Source organism: Hydrogenibacillus sp. N12, assembly GCF_019645935.1.
GTDB lineage: Bacteria > Bacillota > Bacilli > Thermicanales > DSM-22653 > Hydrogenibacillus > Hydrogenibacillus schlegelii.
In genome coordinates, this window is sequence record NZ_CP080953.1 from 229,763 (window position 1) to 249,845 (window position 20,083).

The window sequence follows — 20,083 nt, forward strand, 5'->3', positions numbered from 1 at the left end:
GGAAAAAAAGCGCTGAGCGCTCCATCCCCCGAACAAAGAGCGGATCTCCGAAGCGCATCCGTGATTGGGTTGTGCTCCCCGACAAACAGGAACATCCGGAGTCCGGCGATCGCCGCCTCGAGAGGCCGAGCTTCGGCGGCGGGGGATGGTCGGAGGCGGGAGCGAATCCATCGTCTTCTCCACACGTTTGAGCTTTCCCTCACGCGAAAGGAAGGTGAGAAAACCGAAGCCCAATCCGCTGCTCGAGACGGTCGTTCTGGCCAAAGAACGGGCGAATCTCGTCGCCGGCCTTCTTTCCGTACGGGAACCGGACACCTTTAAGGGGCTCACCACCAAGAGAGAGCGCCCGAAAGCCATCGTACATCACGATCAAGGCGGCGCCTTCTTGAGTCACGCGTGGGTCGGTCATCTCCTGCTTGAAGAAGGGCGGCGATTGTCGTACAGCCTCCGAGGTCCGAAGAAGAATCCCAACGTCGAACCCTTCTTCTCACGTTTCAAAGCGGAGCATCAAGAGCTTCTCATGAAGCAGAGCGCGTCGAAGCCCTCGATGCGCTTTTGGCCGAACGGATCCGGACCTATTACGAGCACCGGCTGCATTCAAGCCTGCGGTACAAAACGCCCCAAGAGACGCTTAAAGAAGCCCTGAGCACAAGCGAGGTCTGCATCCCATAGAAAGACCGAACAAAATGCCTAAATCAAGGGGCGCGACTTCCTCGGAAACGCGTCCCATCAATTAGATCAATTAATGGATCAGTTAGATCAATGGATCAGTCTTCCCGAGAGAAGCCAGTCTTGTTTGTACTGAAATGTAATATTTACAGCAGGAAAAAACATGGAAACGGCGTATTCAAAAATCCAGAAGAAGTATGCCGACCGGACACGGTTTGCTTCTCTTAAGCTCGGTCTGTTACCACTTTTGTCGAAATGATGCGACGCCCGGTGGCGAGAAGTGCTGAAAACGTCCGTTTGGGTTGTTCGTATGCGGTTCGCCACGGCGAGGGTCGCCGCGGGAAGGATCGCTCCTGAAGTGAAGACCTAAAGTGGGGAAGGACGGATCAATGAATCGCAACTGGGAGGCGCTTCGGAAGCTCTGGAAGGAGTATAAGATGTTCAGCAACCCCGTCGAGCAGGAGCAATTTTACCAGGAGCGCATCTGGCCGCTGATCAGAGAGGGGTTTTCCAGGGACATCATTGGCGGAACGAAGTATGCTGCCTCATTCCACACAGTGGGCAGGACGCCAGAGCCGATCATCCTGTCGATTCAGGCCATAGATGCAGAAAAAGTTTTTTTACTTCACACGCTGGACAACTTGGATGAATGCGATCGGATCGCCAAGGAGCTTGGTCTACCTGTAAGCCGTGTCAGGTTGATTGAAATCCAAAAAGGTGATATCGAGGACATCTACAAGAAAGTCCGCGACAAAATCGTCACCTTTTCTCGTGATCAGCGGCTCGCCGTTGATCTGACGGGCGGAACGAAGGCGATGGCGGCCGGGTTGGCAATGATCGCGATGACCATGGCGCAGGAAGAATACTCTATCGATATTTTCTATGTGGACAGCGAATATGACAAAGAGGAGAACAATAAAAAAAAGAGGCGTCCCATCGCGGGGACAGAATTCATCCGCCAGCTGGAAAATCCTCGCCACGTCTTTACCGACTGGGTACGTCAGCGCGCCAGGACGGCGTATGCGGAAGGTCATTACAGCGAAGCGGTCAGACTGCTTCAGGAAGTGGCGAGGCAGGAAGGACGGATCGATCCACCGGAAGCGACGCTCGCCCAAGCTTATGCGGCGATGGAGTCAGGCGACTTTGTCCGGGCGCATGAGGAGTTGAACTACCTCATCCAGCAGCTGAACGAGCCGGCTCACCGGCGCCATCCGCTGAGGATTAAAATCCATGAGCTCAAGGCGCAAAAAGATGCCTTTCAGCGACTCAACCGGTTGATCCAGGTGGCCGGCACGGATGCTGAGCTCGAGCCTCTCGCCGATCCTGTGACGATTCGCCGGACGCTGTCCATTTTCAGGAGCATCATCGAATACCGCATGCGGGAAAACCGTCTGGCGGAGGCGACCCTGCTCAGCTACCGTTCTCTAGAGCTTTACTTTCAGCACCGGCTCGCCCGGTGGGGGCTCCGCACGGCGCGGCCGGAGTGGGCGGCGCTTCGCGACCGACACGGCGTCGATCTTCAGGCGCTGGATGAGCGGTATCGGGAAGAGCGACGCAGGGCGATCGACCGCCGGCAAGCGGACGATGAAAGGCCTCAGGAAACCGGGGACGATTCACTTTTAAGCCGGAAGACGCTCGATCTGACGGCCTCCTACTTCCTTTTGCGGGCGCTGGGCGACGAACCGATCATCCAGTGGAAAAATCTTCCTCCCGGGCGATTGCTTCACCTGGCCAGCCTGCGCAACCACAGCTTGTTTGCCCACGGATTCCGCTCGCCGAACGAAAGGGACAGTCAGCTGCTCATCGATCTGGTTCAGGAGCTTCAGGAGGATCGGTTTTACGACGAATCAGACCCGTGGACGTTTGAACGATTGGCGGTCGAGGCGTGGTGACGAAGAATGAGCGATGAGCACCTTTTCCTCTTCCACATCGGCCCCGTCCAGGACTTTATCGCGACGGCCCGGAGAAGCCGGGACCTCTGGTACGGTTCCTGGCTCCTGAGCGAGCTCGCCAAGGCGGCGGCCCGGGAGATCGTCGCGCTAAGCGGAGGTTCCCGGGAGGCGCTGATCTTCCCGGCGCCGGATCGCCTTGAACGCCTGGCCGATCCCGACTTCAGCGCGCCGAACCGGGTGCTGGCCGTCATCGATCGCCCGCCGAAGGACGTCGGCCGGGCGGTGCGGGAGGCCGTCCTTCGGCGCCTCGGAGAGCTTCGGGAGGAGGCGTATCGCCGCATCGTCGGACGGTTCGATCGGGCGGTCGCCGTGCGGCAGGTGGACGATTTTCCGGAACTCTTCTGGGCGGCGGCCCCGCTTAGCGACCGCTACGACGCTGCGCGCCAGGTCGTCGAGGCGGCGATGAGCGCCCGGAAGGCGTCGCGGGACTTTGCGCCGGTGACCTGGGGGGCGGAAAAGCCGAAGTGTGCGCTGGACGGCGCGCGGGAGTCGGTGCTTTTCCCGGAAGAGGTCCGGACCCTCGAGGAGGCGGAGCTGTATCGTCGCTACGGGATTCAGAAGGGGGAGCATCTGTGCGGCGTGTGCCTGATGAAGCGCCACGGGCGGCGCCTGCGGCCGGGCGTCCCGGATGAGGTTCCGTCGACCTTCTGGAGCACGTCGCACGTGGCGGCCCTGCCGCTTCTCGAGCGCCTGACGGACGAGCGGCGATCGGCGGTGACGACGTTTATCGATCGCCTCAGGGCCCTCGGCCTTCAGGACGACGATCTTCCGACGGTACGGCCGGAGCATCCGGTCTTCGGGCCGTACGACGGGGAGCTCCTCTTTGAGGAACGGCTGGCGCGGCTCGTCGAGCGGTCAACCTCCGCGGCGGGGCCGGATGAAGTGCGGCGTAGGAAAAAGGCGGCCCTCGAGGCGCTGCGCGCGTTTCTGGACGAGGCGTTCGGGGAGGGAAGCGGCGGACGATTGCTCCGCCCGCACCCCTACTACGCGCTTCTGGTGTCCGACGGCGACCATATGGGCCGGATCATCGATGCGCAGACTTCACCCGATCAGCACCGGGCGCTGTCTCTCCGGCAGAGCCGCTTTGCGCTCCGGGCGGCCGAGCTCGTCGCCTCTTCTGCGTGCGGCGGATCCCTCATTTACTCCGGCGGCGACGACGTGCTCGCCCTCGTGCCGCTCCATCGTGCCCTCGACTGCGCCAAAAAACTTTCTGACACTTTCCGCTCGTTTCTCGGCTCATTTTCAGCGCCGGACAAGAACGGACGGATCTCGCCAACGCTTTCCGTCGGCCTCGTCATCGCTCATCACCTCGAGCCGCTCTCGGACGTGCTTGATCTGGCCCGCAAGACGGAGAAGGCGGCGAAGTCACTTCCGCAAAAAAACGCCCTCGCCATCACCCTATCGAAACGGTCAGGAAGCCAGCGGACGGTGCGCGGCCGCTGGGGCGTTCTCGATGAGCGGCTCCGGTGGCTGATCGAGCTTTTGCGGACGGGGCAACTCTCGGATCGGCTGGCATACGACTTAAAGACGCTCGCCCGGACGCTTCGGCCGACCGATCCGGCGCAGGCGTCGGACCTGGAGGAGGCCGCCCGGAAAGAGGCCGTTCGCCTCTTGCGGCGAAAGCGAACGGAGGGGGGCGAAGCCCCGATCGACGCGACCTTCCTTCAGCGTCTGATCGACGATCTGGAAAGGACGGAAAATGTGTTCGCCTGGCTCGAGGAACGGGTGGACGAGCTTCTCATCGCCCGGGAGATCGCGGCCGTCAAAGATCTGGCCGGGGACGGGCCGTATAAGCTTCCGGACGCCGAAGTCCGGGCATCCGGGGAAGGGGGCGCGGGCGTTGGATGTATGGATCATTGAACCGCGCGATCCGCTGATCGTCCGGGACGGTCGACCGTTCGGCGCCTATCCCGGCGCCCGGGCGTACAGTCTCGATTTTCCGTATCCGTCGACGACGACCGGCGCGCTCCGGACGCGGGCCGGCCTGGGGCCGGACGGCCGTTTTCAAGAACGTCGGCTGGAGCAGGTGAAGAAGCTCTGCGTCCGCGGCCCGTTTCTCGTCGCGCTCGATCGGGCGGGGGAGATCGATCAATGGTTCGTGACGCCTCCCGCCGACGCCCTGCTGCTCGACGCTACCCCGGAGACCGACGCCGTAGCCTCGGTGGAAGGCGGGGCGAGTGCCTCCGACTGGATCGCCGTCAAGCGCCTCATCCCGCTCCGGCTGCCGGACGGGGTGGTGACGGATCTGGTCGACGAGCTCCTTCCGGTCGGGTTAAAAGAACGGGACCCTCGAAAGCCGATCGGCGGCGCCCCCCGGTACTGGTCGTGGGACGCTTATGTTCGGTGGCTGAGCGATCCGCCGGATGAGGCGGCGCCGGACGGCGCGTGGACTTGGCGCGTCCGCCGTCCGGAGTTCGGCATAAGCGGACCGGTTCAGGAGATGAGAACGCACGTCAAGATTCTTCCGCACACGCTGACCGCGGACGTCGAGAGCGGGGCGCTCTTTCAGACGCGGGGGCTTGAGTTTACGGAGCCCGGCGAAGGTCGGGCGCTGTCTCGCGCCCGCCGCCTTGCTCTTGCGGTGGCGGTCGACGGGGATCCGCTGAATCTTGCAGGCGGCCCGGCGCCGCTGGGCGGCGAACGGCGCCTCGTCGGATGGAAAAAGAGCGCGAAAAGCGTCCCGGCGATGCCGGCGGATCTGCCGGAGAAGATCGCCAAAAGCGGCCATGCCCGCCTGCTGCTCCTCACCCCGGCGCATTTTCGGCAGGGGTGGCGGCCGTCCTGGCTGCTGGACGTTCGGGAAAACGTCCGGCCGACCCTTCGGGCGATCGCCCTGCGCCGCTACGAGACGGTTTCGGGATGGGATTTTGCCAGAAGAAGGGAAAAGCCGAGCCGACGGCTGGCGCCGGCCGGAACGGTCCTGTTTCTCCGGCTGGAGGGGAAAGAAGCGGACATCCGGCGGTGGGTGCAGACGATGTGGTTTGCCGCCATCAGCGATGAGGCCGACGACCGCTGCGCCGGCTTTGGCGTGGTGGCGGTGGGGTTCTGGGATGGAGCCGTGCCGGTGATGGCGTCGGCCGCCGAGGAGGGACGTCGATGAACGGCAAGGGGAACCGGGAGCGCCTGAGGAAGGCGCGTCAGGCTTCGCCTCCGCCGGTCCGCTTTGACCCGGCATCTTTGGAGGAACTTGTCTTCGAACGGCGGGTCTACGAGGTGATCACGCCGATGTTCGGCGGCGTTGTGCCGCGCAGTCCCGATCCGATCACCCCCGTGCGGGGAACGGCGATCCGGGGACAGCTTCGCTTCTGGTGGCGGGCGGTTCGGGGGGGAAAGTCGAACGGCGATCTCGCCCGCCTGTACGAACTGGAAGCGGAGATCTGGGGCATGGCCGCAGGGGGCGGCGCAAAAGCGGGCGCGTCCAGGACGGCTGCAGCCGAATCCGAAGCCGCTTATGCCGTTTCCGCTGAAGCTGGGTTCTCTGAAGTCGCTGCCGCTTACGCCGGTGCCGCCGGAGCCGCTCCTGATGAAGCTGGTAACGCCGATGCTGGTACCGCTGAAGCTGCGGCCGCTGAAGCTACCGCTGAAGCCGCTGCTGAAGCTGCTGCTGCGTATCCCGGTGCCGGAAAATCGGGAGCGGACGGGCAAAAACCGCACCGCTCGATGAACGTTCAGATCTTTGTCCGGATGCTCACTCCCCACGATCCCCTCCGCTACGAGACGCCGTATCCCCAGGTGAACCGTGAGGAGCAGCGCGAGCGGAACGGCCGAAACGACCGTGATCTCCGGCAGGAACCGAACTCGCTGTGGAAAAAAGTGGCTTACGTCGCCTTCCCGCTGCAGAGCACAAGAGGAGAGCCGCGGCTTCCGCCCGGCCGGGTCATCCGGGGCGTGAAGTTCGCACTGGAACTGATCTACCCGAAGCGGCATCAGGAAGACGTTCACGCGGCACTGTGGGCCTGGGAGACGTTCGGCGGCCTCGGCGCCCGGACGCGGCGCGGATTTGGGGCGATTCGGCTGGTCGAAATCGATGGCCGGAGGATCCCGCCGCCTGCGACGGTCGATGACGTAAGACGCGACATCGAGAAGAAATTGAAGCAATACGTGGGAGTAGACGGAAAATGGCCTCCCGGCGTGCCGCATCTCCATCCGCACATGCGCCTTAAAGTGATCGGACCGTCGGGGCCTCGCGCCGGCAGTTCGGGCGATGATGGCCGCTTTCGTTCCGCTCAGACCTGCTATCGCAACGTCGAAGAGGCGTGGACAGAGCTCGTGTCCAAGTTGCGCGCATTCCGAAAAAAACAGGTGAACGGGTGTTCGGCCTGGCCCGAGGCCGATGCCATTCGGAACCTCCTTCGCGCTCCGGGCCGCCGGGGTCGTCCGCAGAACGAACCGAAGGGTGAGATCATCGACAAATTTCCGCGGGCGGCGTTCGGCCTGCCGATCGTGTTTCACTTTAGGGGTGGAAAGTCCGATCCAAGGGAGAAAAACATTGAGCTTCGAGGCAGGCTGCTCGGCGATGGAAACAGGGTCGACCGTCTGGCGAGCCCGCTCATTTTGCGGCCCTATGCCTGCCAAAACGGTGCGGTCGGCCTGGCGCTGATTCTGGAAAACACCGGGATTTTTCAGTGGCGCGGTCACCGCCTCGCCCTGCAGGCCGGGAGACGGACGTATGCGGTCGATCCTTTTCTCACCCCGAAGGAGGCGCAGAAGATCAGTCCGCTTCAGCCCCTCCCGCTTCGGACCGTGGACGGCAAAGTCGACGTGCTCGCGGCGTTTTTCGAGACGCTTTGAAATGATCGATGTGGCGTGGCGGCGGCGTCGCGGAAGAATGGATGCGGTGCAGAGCGCCGTAGCGGAGTCCGGATGCGCGTAACGGAAGCGCTCCGGAAGGCGCCCGTTCTGTTTTGATATGCCTTGACTGGATACCCTGCGAGGGAGGTGCCGTTATGCTTCGGGGGTGGCCGCTTTTCGTGCACGCGCTCTCCCCGCTCCATGCGGGGACGGGGCAGGGGGTGGGCATCATCGATCTTCCGGTCGCCCGGGAGCGGGCGACCGGGTTGCCGTATCTTCCCGGATCGTCACTCAAGGGGGTGCTGCGCGATGCCTGCAAAGATCCGGATGTGCGCCGGCGCCTCTTTGGACCGGACACGGCCGAAGCGTCTGAACATGCGGGCTCGGTCGTGATCGGGGATCAGAAGCTTCTTTTGTTCCCCGTACGCAGCCTCTGGGGGACGTTTGCCTGGGCGACGTCGCCCTTTGTCCTGAGGCGACTTCGTCGCGACCTGGAGCTTGCGGAGATAGCGAAGGCCGTACCGGACGTTCCCGAGCCGGCGTCAGTGGACGAAGGACTCGTCGCAACCGAAGAGGCGGCCATCGTCGGAAAGATGGATCCCCCCTCCGAAGGCGCTGCTGCCTGGATCGTGCTCGAAGATCTGGATCTTATGCCCCGGTTCTCCGAGGAAAGTCGGGGATGGGCCACTTGGCTGGCGGAGCGGCTTTTTCCGGGCGACCCGGCGATGCAGGCGTTTTTTGGGGAGAGGTTTTTGGTCGTCCACGACGATCTTTTCGGTTATCTGCTCGACACGGCGACGGAAGTGGAGGCCCGGGTCCGGCTGGACAGTGAGTTTAAGACGGTGGTAGAAGGCGGGCTCTGGTACGAAGAGGCGCTGCCTACCGAATCGGTGCTATCGGGAATGCTTCTGGCGATGCCCGTAAAGGCGGAAGCCGACGAGGTTCTGAAGACCGTCGAAGCGCTTACCCAAAAGCCTCTTCAGCTGGGCGGAAAGGCCACCGTGGGGCGGGGCCTGTGTCGGGTGCGGGTGGTAAAGTCCTGAACGAGACGCAGCACGACTTTATGCCTGCGAGGGGCGAGCGAGAATCCGAATGTGCCATGCGCTGACCGGAATCGATCATACGTGAATTCCACGTGAGATGGGGGCTCCGCGATCGTGAAGCACAAGGAGGGATGCGGGATTTACGGTTGTGCAGTTCGATGAGAGGGATATGGAAAATCGCGAGATTTGCGGTTGAGAAGCGAGCCGAGGGATATGGGATTCGCGATCGGCGTTGCTCGTTTATGGGTGTGCCGATAGATCGGGCGGTACAGAGAGGAGGGGGAACATGCAGACAAAAAGTCAGAAGTACGCGGCTTTGATTTACCGGCAAGTGGTGGGGGATCAAGTGGCGAGGATGAACGAAAAAAGTCGCGTCAAATACGGCAGCTGGGCGCTACGGCTCCCTTATCTCGTCCGAAGGGCCGGATTGCAGCAGGCGCTTGCGTATGTGCACGCGCGCTCAACGAAGGAAAGAAGCGAGGGAGAGGAAGCGGGGCTCATTCTTCTCGATCATCTCGCTCACGTTCTGGGCTTTTCGAATCGGGAGGCGCTCCTACAACAGGTGCGGACGGCCGACTTGCGGACGTACATGCGGCTTACACGAGAAGCGCTGGCGGCCTTAGAATGGTACAGGCGCTTTGCCCAGTCTGTGCTTAAAGTCGACCATACGGTCGCGATGGATGCAGGTTCGGATATCAGATAGAGGGGTTCGGAAATCAGGGGTTCGGAAATCGAAATTCGGAACGCGGTGGATTATGTTGGATTGGAATTCGAAACGCTGAGGATGTTGGGAGATCGGAATTCGAAACGCCGAGGGATCCCGGAAAAGGGAGGGGAATGCGATGCCTGTCTGGCGGGATTCGCTGACCCGGATCTTGTCCGCTTCTCGCGATGAGGCTGAGCGCTGGCTGCCGAAGGCGATGATGAATCCGGCGCTGTGGTTTGACAAATATTTTCTTGCTCGAAATGGGGAAGATAAAGAGGCGCGTCAAAATCACGTCCACCGTGTGGTCTTGCTCTTCAATAAAAACGTTTCGGCTAAAGAAAATAAGGATCTAGAAAGTGATAAGATCGAATTAGCATATGCGCAATTCTTTAAGCGATGGAAAGAAGCCCTGGAAGAACGTAAAGCGATGATGCGGGAAGCTGAAACCCTTGGCAGACTCAGCATCCACCTCGGGGCGCCGAGTGTGCTGGAGACGTCCGTTCTCTTTAAACATCCGTACGGCATTCCGTATATTCCGGGCAGAGCACTGAAGGGACTTGCGGCCCGATTCGCCAGATTATATCTCGGTGAGGCCTGGCGCGCCGATCGGGATGCCTATCAAACGTTGTTCGGGACGATCGAGGCTGAGGGTATGGTCACGTTTTACGATGCGCTGCCCATACCGGAGTCTGTTCTGATCCATTCGGATGTTATGAACGTCCACCATTCGGAATACTATCGCGACGGCAAAGTTCCGCCCGCCGACTGGGATAGCCCAACGCCAATTCCGTTCATATCGGTGACGGGTCGATTCTTGATCGCTCTGGAAGGACAACCCAAATGGGTCAGAACGGCCTTCCAGATCTTGCGGCTGGCGTTTCGTTATGTCGGAGTCGGTGCGAAGACATCGAGCGGTTACGGTCGACTTCGTCTGATCCTTGACAAAGACGATGCTTAAGGATGACAGACATTCAAGCAATTATTGTGCTCATGTCGTCGATCTACGATCGTGCCAAAACCCCCGGGGATCGACGACAACTTGCTGTCTTTTGTATCCTGTGCTATACTTGGCCTAGCGCATTTTTCCAAAGCCTGCGATTGAGGGTCATTAATTCGGTAAAAGGGAAAAGCAAATTGATTATGCGGTGCTTAGTTAGGTTTTGAGCCTACCTTATGAGGGATTGAAACTAATCAAGTTTCTAGGAAACAGGGCAATCTTCTTCATGTTTTGAGCCTACCTTATGAGGGATTGAAACCTGCATCGTCGTAGGCGGTGTACGTAAGCGACTCGTGTTTTGAGCCTACCTTATGAGGGATTGAAACTGGCTGCGAAGGACCTGATGCGGGCCGGAGTCGACATGTTTTGAGCCTACCTTATGAGGGATTGAAACCTCGATTGATCGTTCATCTTTCAGAGGTCTGCCACGTTTTGAGCCTACCTTATGAGGGATTGAAACCCTTCCCGCGCCGCGAAACGACGGGACGCGGAGGACGGTTTTGAGCCTACCTTATGAGGGATTGAAACCTTGCTGAGGCGTCGGTATCGCTTGTGAGTGATCACGGTTTTGAGCCTACCTTATGAGGGATTGAAACTGCGGATCAGCGCGCCGACGCCGCCCTGGTATCCAAGTTTTGAGCCTACCTTATGAGGGATTGAAACTTCGTCGGGGAACGGCCGTTTTCGCGGCAATACACGGTTTTGAGCCTACCTTATGAGGGATTGAAACCAGTAGGAACAGCAGTCGGAGGGGTGTTTGAGACTCACGTTTTGAGCCTACCTTATGAGGGATTGAAACCACCGTCGCTTCCCGAACCGGCGCGGAGCGTCTTCGTGTTTTGAGCCTACCTTATGAGGGATTGAAACACATCCACGTCTTTGCTGATCGGCCCGGTTTGTACCGTTTTGAGCCTACCTTATGAGGGATTGAAACCTGGGTGCTGAGACTGACGCGGTATATTGATTAGGGTTTTGAGCCTACCTTATGAGGGATTGAAACTTCTTGCCGATCTCGGCATGGCCACAATCGAGCAACGTTTTGAGCCTACCTTATGAGGGATTGAAACGAGCAATTTTTGAAGACGGTAGACCTTTTCTTTGAGTTTTGAGCCTACCTTATGAGGGATTGAAACTCACAACTCTTCCTCCGCATATCATCCCGGCACCCCCTGTTTTGAGCCTACCTTATGAGGGATTGAAACCCAGAACGTTCGGTTCATCGTCGGCCGGTTTCCCGTTTTGAGCCTACCTTATGAGGGATTGAAACGAAAAACGGATCGTAGATCGTCATCGCCGATCACCGTTTTGAGCCTACCTTATGAGGGATTGAAACGAGATCACGGAGATCATCGTCCGGGGGACGTCGGTCGTTTTGAGCCTACCTTATGAGGGATTGAAACGTTGATTTCGAGCGCTTCCCGGATTATCATGGAAAGTTTTGAGCCTACCTTATGAGGGATTGAAACCATCTTCTCTGCCCTCCTTTCCGGTTCAGATCTGTTCGTTTTGAGCCTACCTTATGAGGGATTGAAACCGGGTTTTGGCGGCCTCCCGGATCCGAATGGCGACCAGTTTTGAGCCTACCTTATGAGGGATTGAAACGGATGGCGTCCCGGGGAAGATCCATGCCGGCCATCAGTTTTGAGCCTACCTTATGAGGGATTGAAACCCGCCACGACCTGCGTCGACGGCAGGGCGACGGCGAGTTTTGAGCCTACCTTATGAGGGATTGAAACTAGGACGGGAAGACCGCTAAAATCGCTTGGTTCCCGGTTTTGAGCCTACCTTATGAGGGATTGAAACTTCTCATCTGCAAATCTAAAATTCTTAGCTAATGTGGTTTTGAGCCTACCTTATGAGGGATTGAAACTGCGTTCGTGATCCCGCACGGCCTCCAGGATCTCGAGTTTTGAGCCTACCTTATGAGGGATTGAAACTTCTCTCGTCGATACTCGAGTACATGTCGCCTCAAGTTTTGAGCCTACCTTATGAGGGATTGAAACTCCATTCCAGCACTTCGCCGAGCGCGCTCCGGTTCGTTTTGAGCCTACCTTATGAGGGATTGAAACCGAGAAGCTTGATCTCCTCGTATCCCTTTTCTCGCGGTTTTGAGCCTACCTTATGAGGGATTGAAACTCCGCCGCCGCCGCGGGCGACGGGGACCCCCCCTCAGTTTTGAGCCTACCTTATGAGGGATTGAAACCCGGCGCGCAAGGAGACGACGGTCATCACCGGTGTCGTTTTGAGCCTACCTTATGAGGGATTGAAACGGTCCTGGATATCCTCGGGTACTACGGCGCCAAACGTTTTGAGCCTACCTTATGAGGGATTGAAACACGGTCGACGTCGTGACTTTCCGCGCGACGGAACGGTTTTGAGCCTACCTTATGAGGGATTGAAACGTTTATGTGACGCGTGCGACTGCATTTTACACTTATGTTTTGAGCCTACCTTATGAGGGATTGAAACCCCCTTCGACGTAGTTTTTGGACGACGGGATGATATGTTTTGAGCCTACCTTATGAGGGATTGAAACACAAAGTAACAGACTCAATAAGCTTATTGATAAGATGTTTTGAGCCTACCTTATGAGGGATTGAAACAGTCCCCAGATCGAACATCAAAATCACAGAGCAAATTGTTTTGAGCCTACCTTATGAGGGATTGAAACATCAACCAGGCCATCGCCATGCGGGCCGCAGCAATGTTTTGAGCCTACCTTATGAGGGATTGAAACAGGTGGATTATGTTCGCTTTTCGGCAGTGATGGATTGTTTTGAGCCTACCTTATGAGGGATTGAAACTTTTTGACGAGGTTACCCGAGGCAAGGGTTCTATCGTTTTGAGCCTACCTTATGAGGGATTGAAACGTGGAAGGACGTCGGGATGATCGTCGGCAGTGTCGATGGTTTTGAGCCTACCTTATGAGGGATTGAAACGAGCGATCGCCTCCATGATGGTGCGCATGACCCGACGTTTTGAGCCTACCTTATGAGGGATTGAGGAGCCGCGCCCCTTAAATTAGACAATTTGATCGGTATCCCTATGTGATTCAGACCTAGCTTGTGCTCAGGGCTTCTTTGAGCGTTTCTTGGGGCGTTTTGTACCGCAGGCTTGAATGCAGCCGATGCTCGTTGTAGTACCGGATCCGTTCGGCCAAAAGCGCATCGAGGGCTTCGATGCTCCTTGCTTCAAGCAGAAGGTCTTGATGCTCTGCTTTGAAACGCGAGAAGAAGGATTCGACAATGGGATTTTCCTTCGGTCCCCGCAGGCTGTACGACAGTCGCTGTCCTTCTTCAAGCAGGAGATGACCGACCCACGCGTGACTCAAGAAGGCGCCGCCCTGATCGTGATGGAGGATGGCTTTCGGGCGCTCCCTCTTTTGGGTCAGGATGAACGCTTTGGCCCGTTCCCAAGCCTGAAGCGCGGTCCGAACATCCGGCGAGAAAGAGATGGCATATCCGATCACCATGCGGGTCCGATGGTCCAGAATCGGCAAAAACCAAACCTTCCCGCCGCCATAGACGAGCTGGGTGAAATCGGTGTAGAGCACCTCAAAGGCGTCTGGTTCCCGTTCGGAAAGAAGGCCGGCGACGAGATTCGCCCGTTCCTTGGCCAGGACGACCGTCTCGAGCAGCGGATTGGGCTTCGGTTTTCTCACCTTTCGTTTGAGGGAAAGCTCAAACGTGTGGAGAAGACGACGGACCCGCTTTCCATTGACGACCATTCCCCGCCGCCGAAGCTCGGCCTCGAGGCGGCGATAGCCGTACTCCGGATGTTCCTGAAGGATGGCTTCGATCTCAGCTTTGAGCGCTGCATCAGACTCCCTTCGTTTCTTCTCGGTTTCCCGGCGCTTTTTCTGGTAATACCACGTCGCTCGTGGAATGCGAAGTGTCTTGAGGAGAATCGGCAGGGGAGCCAGCCGCCTGGCCAGCGCCTCTTGCGCCAGACGGATGCGCTCCTGAAGCGGAAGTTGATCTAGCTCCCCTGCCCGAGGAAGTTTTTTAGGAGCGCGATTTCGACCTCCTTTTTGCCGAGGAGCTGTTCCAAATCACGAATGCGCTTCTGGTATTCCTGCTCTTTGTTCGGGGGTTCAAAGAGCTCAGCGCCTTTTTCCAGGAGGGTTTGCTTCCACTTCAAGAGGGTATTCGGATGAACGCCGTATTCCCGGGAAAGTTCGACGAGCGTTTTTTCGCCTTTGATCAGTTCCAAAGCCGCTTTGAATTTGATGGAGCCGGGGATGGATTTTGTTCGTTTCACAGGTCGCCCCTCCTTTGACAGAAGGATACAACATAGTTTTAGCATTTGTCCAGTCTGAGGGGCGCATGACCTGAAACCCCCTCCCGCGGATCAAGGCGCTCCGGTCCTCGCCCGTTTTGAGCCTACCTTATGAGGGATTGAAACTTGCATCCGGGCCGTACAGGGCGATCAGGCGATCGAAGTTTTGAGCCTACCTTATGAGGGATTGAAACGGGGGATCGCCCGGCCCCGGGGACCCCGCACCACGCGTTTTGAGCCTACCTTATGAGGGATTGAAACTGAGAAAATCCCCTCCGCAAGTGCCATCTTTTGCACGTTTTGAGCCTACCTTATGAGGGATTGAAACCTGCCTTACGTCGCCTGCTTTACTTTCCCCTGCGCCGTTTTGAGCCTACCTTATGAGGGATTGAAACTCTTTCTCGGGACTCAGGTTGCCAAGAAATTCTTTCAGTTTTGAGCCTACCTTATGAGGGATTGAAACAGTCGCGCGGCCGAGACGATCGTTTGCAAACGTCCGCTCGTTTTGAGCCTACCTTATGAGGGATTGAAACCCCAGACGATCTCGAGGCGGTTCTGGAACGGGTCGCCGGGTTTTGAGCCTACCTTATGAGGGATTGAAACCGGTCAAGGCCGCGCCCGGGGACGCGAAACGTCGCGTTTTGAGCCTACCTTATGAGGGATTGAAACCCGGGTCGCCGACGTCTGCGGGGCGTGCCCGGTGGTTTTGAGCCTACCTTATGAGGGATTGAAACCCGGAAGATGCGGTGAGAATCGCTCAGGCGGAAGTCGTTTTGAGCCTACCTTATGAGGGATTGAAACGCCACAAGGTCGACGGGTTCGAGTTCATGTCCGCTCGTTTTGAGCCTACCTTATGAGGGATTGAAACTGCTTCCTCATCCCGCCGGCTGAACGCCAGGACGGTGTTTTGAGCCTACCTTATGAGGGATTGAAACGAAAGACATACAGACTGCGCTCCGGGTCTTCGTCGATGTTTTGAGCCTACCTTATGAGGGATTGAAACTCGAGGCGATCCTTAGGGACCTTTTCGGGCGGTGGGGTTTTGAGCCTACCTTATGAGGGTTTGAAACTATCTCGGGCGATTCATCGACCTTCTCCTTTAGCGTGTTTTGAGCCTACCTTATGAGGGATTGAAACTGCTCACGAGCGATCACCTCAAGATCGCCCTTGATAGTTTTGAGCCTACCTTATGAGGGATTGAAACTTCGCGGAAAATATTTTCGTAGCATAGATCAATAAATGCGTTTTGAGCCTACCTTATGAGGGATTGAAACCCGGATTTCAATCCGGGGAGGGGTCAGGTGCCGGTGTTTTGAGCCTACCTTATGAGGGATTGAAACAAGACAGATCGGTTGATCGGCACCGTAACGCCGTCAAGTTTTGAGCCTACCTTATGAGGGATTGAAACGCCATTGTGTAGCATATTCATTAAAATACCGCCCCCAGGTTTTGAGCCTACCTTATGAGGGATTGAAACGCGAAAAGAACCGGGACCGCCCGAATCTGATCCGAGTTTTGAGCCTACCTTATGAGGGATTGAAACTCAAATTCAAGATACCTTGTATAGCCTTCTCTAACAAGTCCGGTGAAAAACCTCTTCATTTGAAGGAAAACCGGACCCATGGATCGAATTCATTCAATAAAAGCAAGCAAACATCCCTTTCTCAAAGGAGATTCAAACATGCGGCCTCGACGATGGACTTCCCATCAACCCAAATTGTTTCAGCACATTGATATGGAATCCCTCGTGCCACACAATCACATCCTTCGCCAAATCGATCGCGTCCTGGACTTCTCTGCGATCCATGAGTGGGTCGCTCCGCTTTATTCGGAACGCACCGGCCGTCCGGCCGTCGATCCGGAACTCGTCATGCGGATCATCGGACTTGCTTACCTCTTCAACCCCTCTGAGCGGGAACGCTTTCAAACGCTCTCCATGCACGCCGGTTATTTGTGGTTCTTAGGGCTCGATTTCGAATCCGTGCTTCATCCGGAGGCCGGGGGTCCGAGGCTTCCGGATCGTACGACCGTGGTCAAAACACGGAAACTTTGGCGCAGGCACGGCATTTTTGAGAAAGCCATGCGCCATGTGGTGGATCAGTGCATCGCCGCAGGGCTCGTTCAGCCGGAAGGGCATGTCGCGGTGGACGGCACCCTTGTCCGTGCCAATGCTTCCATCCACAGCTTAAAGCCCATCACGCCGGCCCCCGTGGAGTCGCTCGACGCTTATTTGGCCCGGCTGGAGGAAGAAGATCGCTCGTTTCCCGACGGCGGAGACGAAGACGACTCCTCTCCGTCCGACCTCCATCCTCCCGATCCGGACCAAAACATTTCATCCCCCGACTCCTCTTCGGCTTCGTCGGGAAGCCCACCCAAGAAGCCGGGCGATTTTCGGGGGGAGCGGTTTTCCAACCGGACCCACCGGAGCGTGACCGATCCGGATGCCCGCCTTTATCGAAAAAGCTCCGGCCAGGAAGCCCATTGGCGTGATCTCATTCATCACACGGTGGACACCCGCTCCTCCGTCATCTTGCGGACCCAGGCCAAGATCATCACGGGCACTGCGGAACGAGAGGCCGCCCTCGAAGCGTTGCTGGACATCCGGCGTGAGCACCCCTCTCTTCGCATTCAAAGCGCCTCCGGGGACGGTGGATATGCCGATACGGAAACGCTCGATCGGCTTTTGAAGATGGACGTCGTTCCCCTCATTCCCGTGCGATCGCTTCAAAAAGAAGCGCTCCCCGGGTGGCGCCGAGCCGTCCGGGATCCGGAGAAAGCGCGCAAAAGATGGAGCAAGATCAAGGCGGTGCTCGTTCAAAGCATTGTTCGTCGCCTGAATGATCAACCGCATGACCGAGCCAAACGGACGCGACGCGTCGTCATTGAACGCCTTTTTGCCGAAGGCAAATCGCAGCACGGCTTAAGCCGTGCTCGAAGTCGTGGGTTGGAAGCGATGCTGGGGAAGCCATCCTGACAGCTGTGGTGCAGAATCTCAAACGATTAAGCCGGTATGTGCGGAAGCACCCACAGACCGGGAGTTCCGTGTGCCTCAAACCGGCATACGAAAGGCTCACAAGGGAAGTGGCCGCATTTTTGATGGTTCTATTCGTTCTGACGTCACACTTCGTCAGGCGAAGATGGTCGATCCAGTGGACTTAATTCACCAGCCTTCTAACAGTTTTGAGCCTACCTTATGAGGGATTGAAACGGCTTTTCCTTGTGTTTAATGCACCGCGTTCTGCTTGTTTTGAGCCTACCTTATGAGGGATTGAAACTTAGCTAAAAATTTTAGGTTCCGTGACGTTGACGATGTTTTGAGCCTACCTTATGAGGGATTGAAACTCTTCTCCTTTCCTCTATCTTCTTCTCTTTTCCTTTGTTTTGAGCCTACCTTATGAGGGATTGAAACTTAGCTAAAAATTTTAGGTTCCGTGACGTTGACGATGTTTTGAGCCTACCTTATGAGGGATTGAAACATGCAAACTGTCGACAGTTTTTCCTTTGCTATATGTGTTTTGAGCCTACCTTATGAGGGATTGAAACCGATGTTCGCGCTCTGAAAAACGAACCGAAAGGAAGGGTTTTGAGCCTACCTTATGAGGGATTGAAACCCGGATGAACGAAGCCCGGGCCCGCCGGAGAGCGGTGTTTTGAGCCTACCTTATGAGGGATTGAAACCGGGAAGGGTTTCCCGAGCTCCGCGGCATCGTTCGGGTTTTGAGCCTACCTTATGAGGGATTGAAACCCGCCGTCTGCGCCCTTCGTCGGAGGGAAAAGCGGCGTTTTGAGCCTACCTTATGAGGGATTGAAACCCGCCGTCTGCGCCCTTCGTCGGAGGGAAAAGCGGCGTTTTGAGCCTACCTTATGAGGGATTGAAACGTTGATTTCGAGGGCGTACCTGATTAACATTAAAGGGTTTTGAGCCTACCTTATGAGGGATTGAAACCCCTCCGCATCGTGCGGGATGCCTGGTCGAACGCGGTTTTGAGCCTACCTTATGAGGGATTGAAACGCGATCTGCAACGTAAGATCCTTTTCCGCGACACCGGTTTTGAGCCTACCTTATGAGGGATTGAAACGAGCTACTGGAGCATCCCTATCGCTCTGGAGGGCCGTTTTGAGCTTACCTTATGAGGGATTGAAACCTGAGCTCATCTCGAACGCTTTTGATTTCACTACTAAGTTTTGAGCGTACCTATGAGGGATTGAAACTTCAGCACGATGTAATCGAATGGTCTCGTGAGCGGGTTTTGAGCCTACCTATGAGGGATTGAAACAGACGGACACGTCACGCAGTACGATAGCCCTTCCGTGTTTTGAGCCTACCTATGAGGGATTGAAACGGTGATGGCCTGCCGATGGCCGGCGGACGGCGATGAGTTTTGAGCCTACCTATGAGGGATTGAAACTCGAAAAGACTGGTCCAGTCTTTCGAGACGGAAGCCGAGTTTTGAGCCTACCTATGAGGGATTGAAACTTGATCTCCTTCGCGAGAAAGCGGTCCTCATATGTCAGTTTTGAGCCCACCTAATAAAAGGGATTAAAGCTATAAAACAAAAATCAAAGTGGAGGGCAAGAAATGATTAATTCTCGGGAATTTATTAATAAAATTTTGCGTTACTGGCTTACTCTGGAAGCGTTGACGCCTCAAACAGCCGACAAAGCTCATCCCGATGACAAGTTAGAACCGAGTTATGAAATTAATAAGAAAAAAGGTGCAATGCCTTGGATAGAAGGCCATGAACATCGTCGAAAACAACCGCGCGATCAACATCAATGGCATTACATCGTACAAGCCGGCTTGTATGATATTAGAATATTTTATGAAAAGATTTTAGATGAAATTAAAAGCTTAATTGCGGATAATGAACGTGAAGACGACGAGTACGATCGAGCCAGCGGCACCGGCCGGCTGTATGACGTTGAGGTGGACGCCGAAGGACGTCCGATTGCGGAAACGTTCGCATTATCGATGGCCGGCTGGGCTGCCGGCGTCATTCTTCATCAAGGAGTCGGCGCGTTGCAACAGGGAACATGGTGCAACCTCGATGGGTTGCCGCAACCCGGAAGGGAAGAGATCCAACGGCGAAGCGGAGTGCCCGGCTTCGATACGTTGGAGGTCGCGCTACGCAAAGAACTTGCCGAGCGCGTTCGGTTGCTTAAAAAACCGGTCGATAAAGCATGGTTCGATGACTTTACTCGGTTGGTGATCCGGCATTGCGGTTTGTCGGAAGAGCTGCTGGGGACGACACCGCGCTATATCGTCAAAAGCAAACAACTAAAAAAAGCACAGAAAAAGAGCGCGTTCGATCAATTGCGCGGCCGAAAGCGCGATCAATCGCTAGATCAATTGGACGATCAACCGCACGATCATCCGCACGATCAACCGCGTATCGCCTCCTTTTCTGAGGTCGATCACGTCGCCGATGCCCGGCCGGTGGACGAAGGCCTGATCAACAGTTTTTATATTTCGGATCTGCATCGGATTGAAAGTTCCAGTTACCTTGGCGGAGACGCCTTTTTAAGTTATTCCTGATTCCGTGATCAAACTACGAAAACACATGCTATATGCTGTTGATTGCCGCTAAAATTGTTCTCCAGGCCATTTAAACCTAAGATTTTGTCTGCTCTCGTCTGCAATAAGAAG

General features: G+C 56.6%; 12 protein-coding genes and 3 CRISPR repeat arrays. Of the genes, 10 read left to right on the forward strand and 2 right to left on the reverse strand.

Annotated features, from left to right (window positions below):
• The first annotated feature begins 214 nt into the window (after positions 1 to 214).
• The 8 genes from K2M58_RS01200 (at position 215) to cmr6 (ending at position 10,119) form a co-directional block, all read left to right on the forward strand.
• The gene (locus K2M58_RS01200) at positions 215 to 646 is read left to right on the forward strand and encodes a hypothetical protein (protein ID WP_220677947.1); all 432 of its coding nucleotides are present in this window, start codon (positions 215 to 217) and stop codon (positions 644 to 646) included.
• Positions 647 to 1,106: 460 nt separating this feature from the next.
• Positions 1,107 to 2,561, forward strand: coding sequence for a TIGR02710 family CRISPR-associated CARF protein (locus K2M58_RS01205; RefSeq protein ID WP_220677948.1), 1,455 nt, complete (start codon positions 1,107 to 1,109; stop codon positions 2,559 to 2,561).
• Positions 2,562 to 2,567: 6 nt separating this feature from the next.
• Complete coding sequence (cas10, locus tag K2M58_RS01210) at positions 2,568 to 4,481, forward strand: type III-B CRISPR-associated protein Cas10/Cmr2 (protein ID WP_220677949.1); 1,914 nt, start codon at positions 2,568 to 2,570, stop codon at positions 4,479 to 4,481.
• Positions 4,462 to 5,721 (forward strand): type III-B CRISPR module-associated protein Cmr3, encoded by a 1,260-nt coding sequence (locus K2M58_RS01215; protein ID WP_220677950.1) that lies wholly within the window; start codon positions 4,462 to 4,464, stop codon positions 5,719 to 5,721. The genes cas10 and K2M58_RS01215 overlap by 20 nt, the downstream gene beginning before the upstream one ends.
• The gene (cmr1, locus tag K2M58_RS01220) at positions 5,718 to 7,412 is read left to right on the forward strand and encodes a type III-B CRISPR module RAMP protein Cmr1 (protein ID WP_220677951.1); all 1,695 of its coding nucleotides are present in this window, start codon (positions 5,718 to 5,720) and stop codon (positions 7,410 to 7,412) included. Before K2M58_RS01215 ends, cmr1 begins: the two co-directional genes overlap by 4 nt.
• A gap of 155 nt (positions 7,413 to 7,567) precedes the next feature.
• Complete coding sequence (gene cmr4 / locus K2M58_RS01225; RefSeq protein WP_220677952.1) at positions 7,568 to 8,455, forward strand: type III-B CRISPR module RAMP protein Cmr4; 888 nt, start codon at positions 7,568 to 7,570, stop codon at positions 8,453 to 8,455.
• 286 nt (positions 8,456 to 8,741) lie between these two features.
• Positions 8,742 to 9,158 carry a type III-B CRISPR module-associated protein Cmr5 gene (cmr5, locus tag K2M58_RS01230; RefSeq protein ID WP_066198744.1) on the forward strand — a complete coding sequence of 139 codons (417 nt, stop codon included), beginning with the start codon at positions 8,742 to 8,744 and terminating at the stop codon, positions 9,156 to 9,158.
• Between the two features lie 139 nt (positions 9,159 to 9,297).
• Positions 9,298 to 10,119, forward strand: a complete 822-nt coding sequence (gene cmr6 / locus K2M58_RS01235; protein WP_220677953.1) for a type III-B CRISPR module RAMP protein Cmr6 — start codon at positions 9,298 to 9,300, stop codon at positions 10,117 to 10,119.
• 199 nt (positions 10,120 to 10,318) lie between these two features.
• Positions 10,319 to 13,164: direct repeats of the CRISPR family, unit length 31 nt; unit sequence GTTTTGAGCCTACCTTATGAGGGATTGAAAC.
• Positions 13,165 to 13,216: 52 nt separating this feature from the next.
• On the opposite strand, the gene K2M58_RS01240 is transcribed toward cmr6, so the two are convergent.
• Both K2M58_RS01240 and K2M58_RS01245 read right to left on the reverse strand, forming a co-directional pair.
• Complete coding sequence (locus K2M58_RS01240) at positions 13,217 to 14,113, reverse strand: IS3 family transposase (protein ID WP_220678726.1); 897 nt, start codon at positions 14,111 to 14,113, stop codon at positions 13,217 to 13,219.
• Positions 14,114 to 14,136: 23 nt separating this feature from the next.
• A complete protein-coding gene (locus K2M58_RS01245; RefSeq protein WP_082910488.1) occupies positions 14,137 to 14,418 on the reverse strand; it encodes a transposase in 282 nt (93 codons plus the stop codon).
• Between the two features lie 113 nt (positions 14,419 to 14,531).
• Positions 14,532 to 15,979: direct repeats of the CRISPR family, unit length 31 nt; unit sequence GTTTTGAGCCTACCTTATGAGGGATTGAAAC.
• A gap of 138 nt (positions 15,980 to 16,117) precedes the next feature.
• On the opposite strand from K2M58_RS01245, the gene K2M58_RS01250 reads away from it, so the two are divergent.
• On the forward strand, positions 16,118 to 17,410 hold the full coding sequence (locus tag K2M58_RS01250; RefSeq protein ID WP_220677954.1) for a transposase: 1,293 nt from the start codon (positions 16,118 to 16,120) through the stop codon (positions 17,408 to 17,410).
• Positions 17,411 to 17,613: 203 nt separating this feature from the next.
• A CRISPR array of direct repeats spans positions 17,614 to 18,980; the repeat unit is 31 nt; unit sequence GTTTTGAGCCTACCTTATGAGGGATTGAAAC.
• A gap of 35 nt (positions 18,981 to 19,015) precedes the next feature.
• Complete coding sequence (locus tag K2M58_RS01255) at positions 19,016 to 19,972, forward strand: hypothetical protein (protein ID WP_220677955.1); 957 nt, start codon at positions 19,016 to 19,018, stop codon at positions 19,970 to 19,972.
• Positions 19,973 to 20,083 lie beyond the last annotated feature (111 nt).

Excerpts from the sequence above, each read along its gene's own strand:
- K2M58_RS01205 (WP_220677948.1), top strand. The coding sequence starts at position 1,107 with ATGTTCAGCAACCCCGTCGAGCAGGAGCAATTTTACCAGGAGCGCATC.
- cas10 (WP_220677949.1), top strand. The coding sequence starts at position 2,568 with ATGAGCGATGAGCACCTTTTCCTCTTCCACATCGGCCCCGTCCAGGAC.
- cmr1 (WP_220677951.1), top strand. The coding sequence starts at position 5,718 with ATGAACGGCAAGGGGAACCGGGAGCGCCTGAGGAAGGCGCGTCAGGCT.
- cmr4 (WP_220677952.1), top strand. The coding sequence starts at position 7,568 with ATGCTTCGGGGGTGGCCGCTTTTCGTGCACGCGCTCTCCCCGCTCCAT.
- cmr5 (WP_066198744.1), top strand. The coding sequence starts at position 8,742 with ATGCAGACAAAAAGTCAGAAGTACGCGGCTTTGATTTACCGGCAAGTG.
- cmr6 (WP_220677953.1), top strand. The coding sequence starts at position 9,298 with ATGCCTGTCTGGCGGGATTCGCTGACCCGGATCTTGTCCGCTTCTCGC.
- K2M58_RS01250 (WP_220677954.1), top strand. The coding sequence starts at position 16,118 with ATGCGGCCTCGACGATGGACTTCCCATCAACCCAAATTGTTTCAGCAC.
- K2M58_RS01255 (WP_220677955.1), top strand. The coding sequence starts at position 19,016 with ATGATTAATTCTCGGGAATTTATTAATAAAATTTTGCGTTACTGGCTT.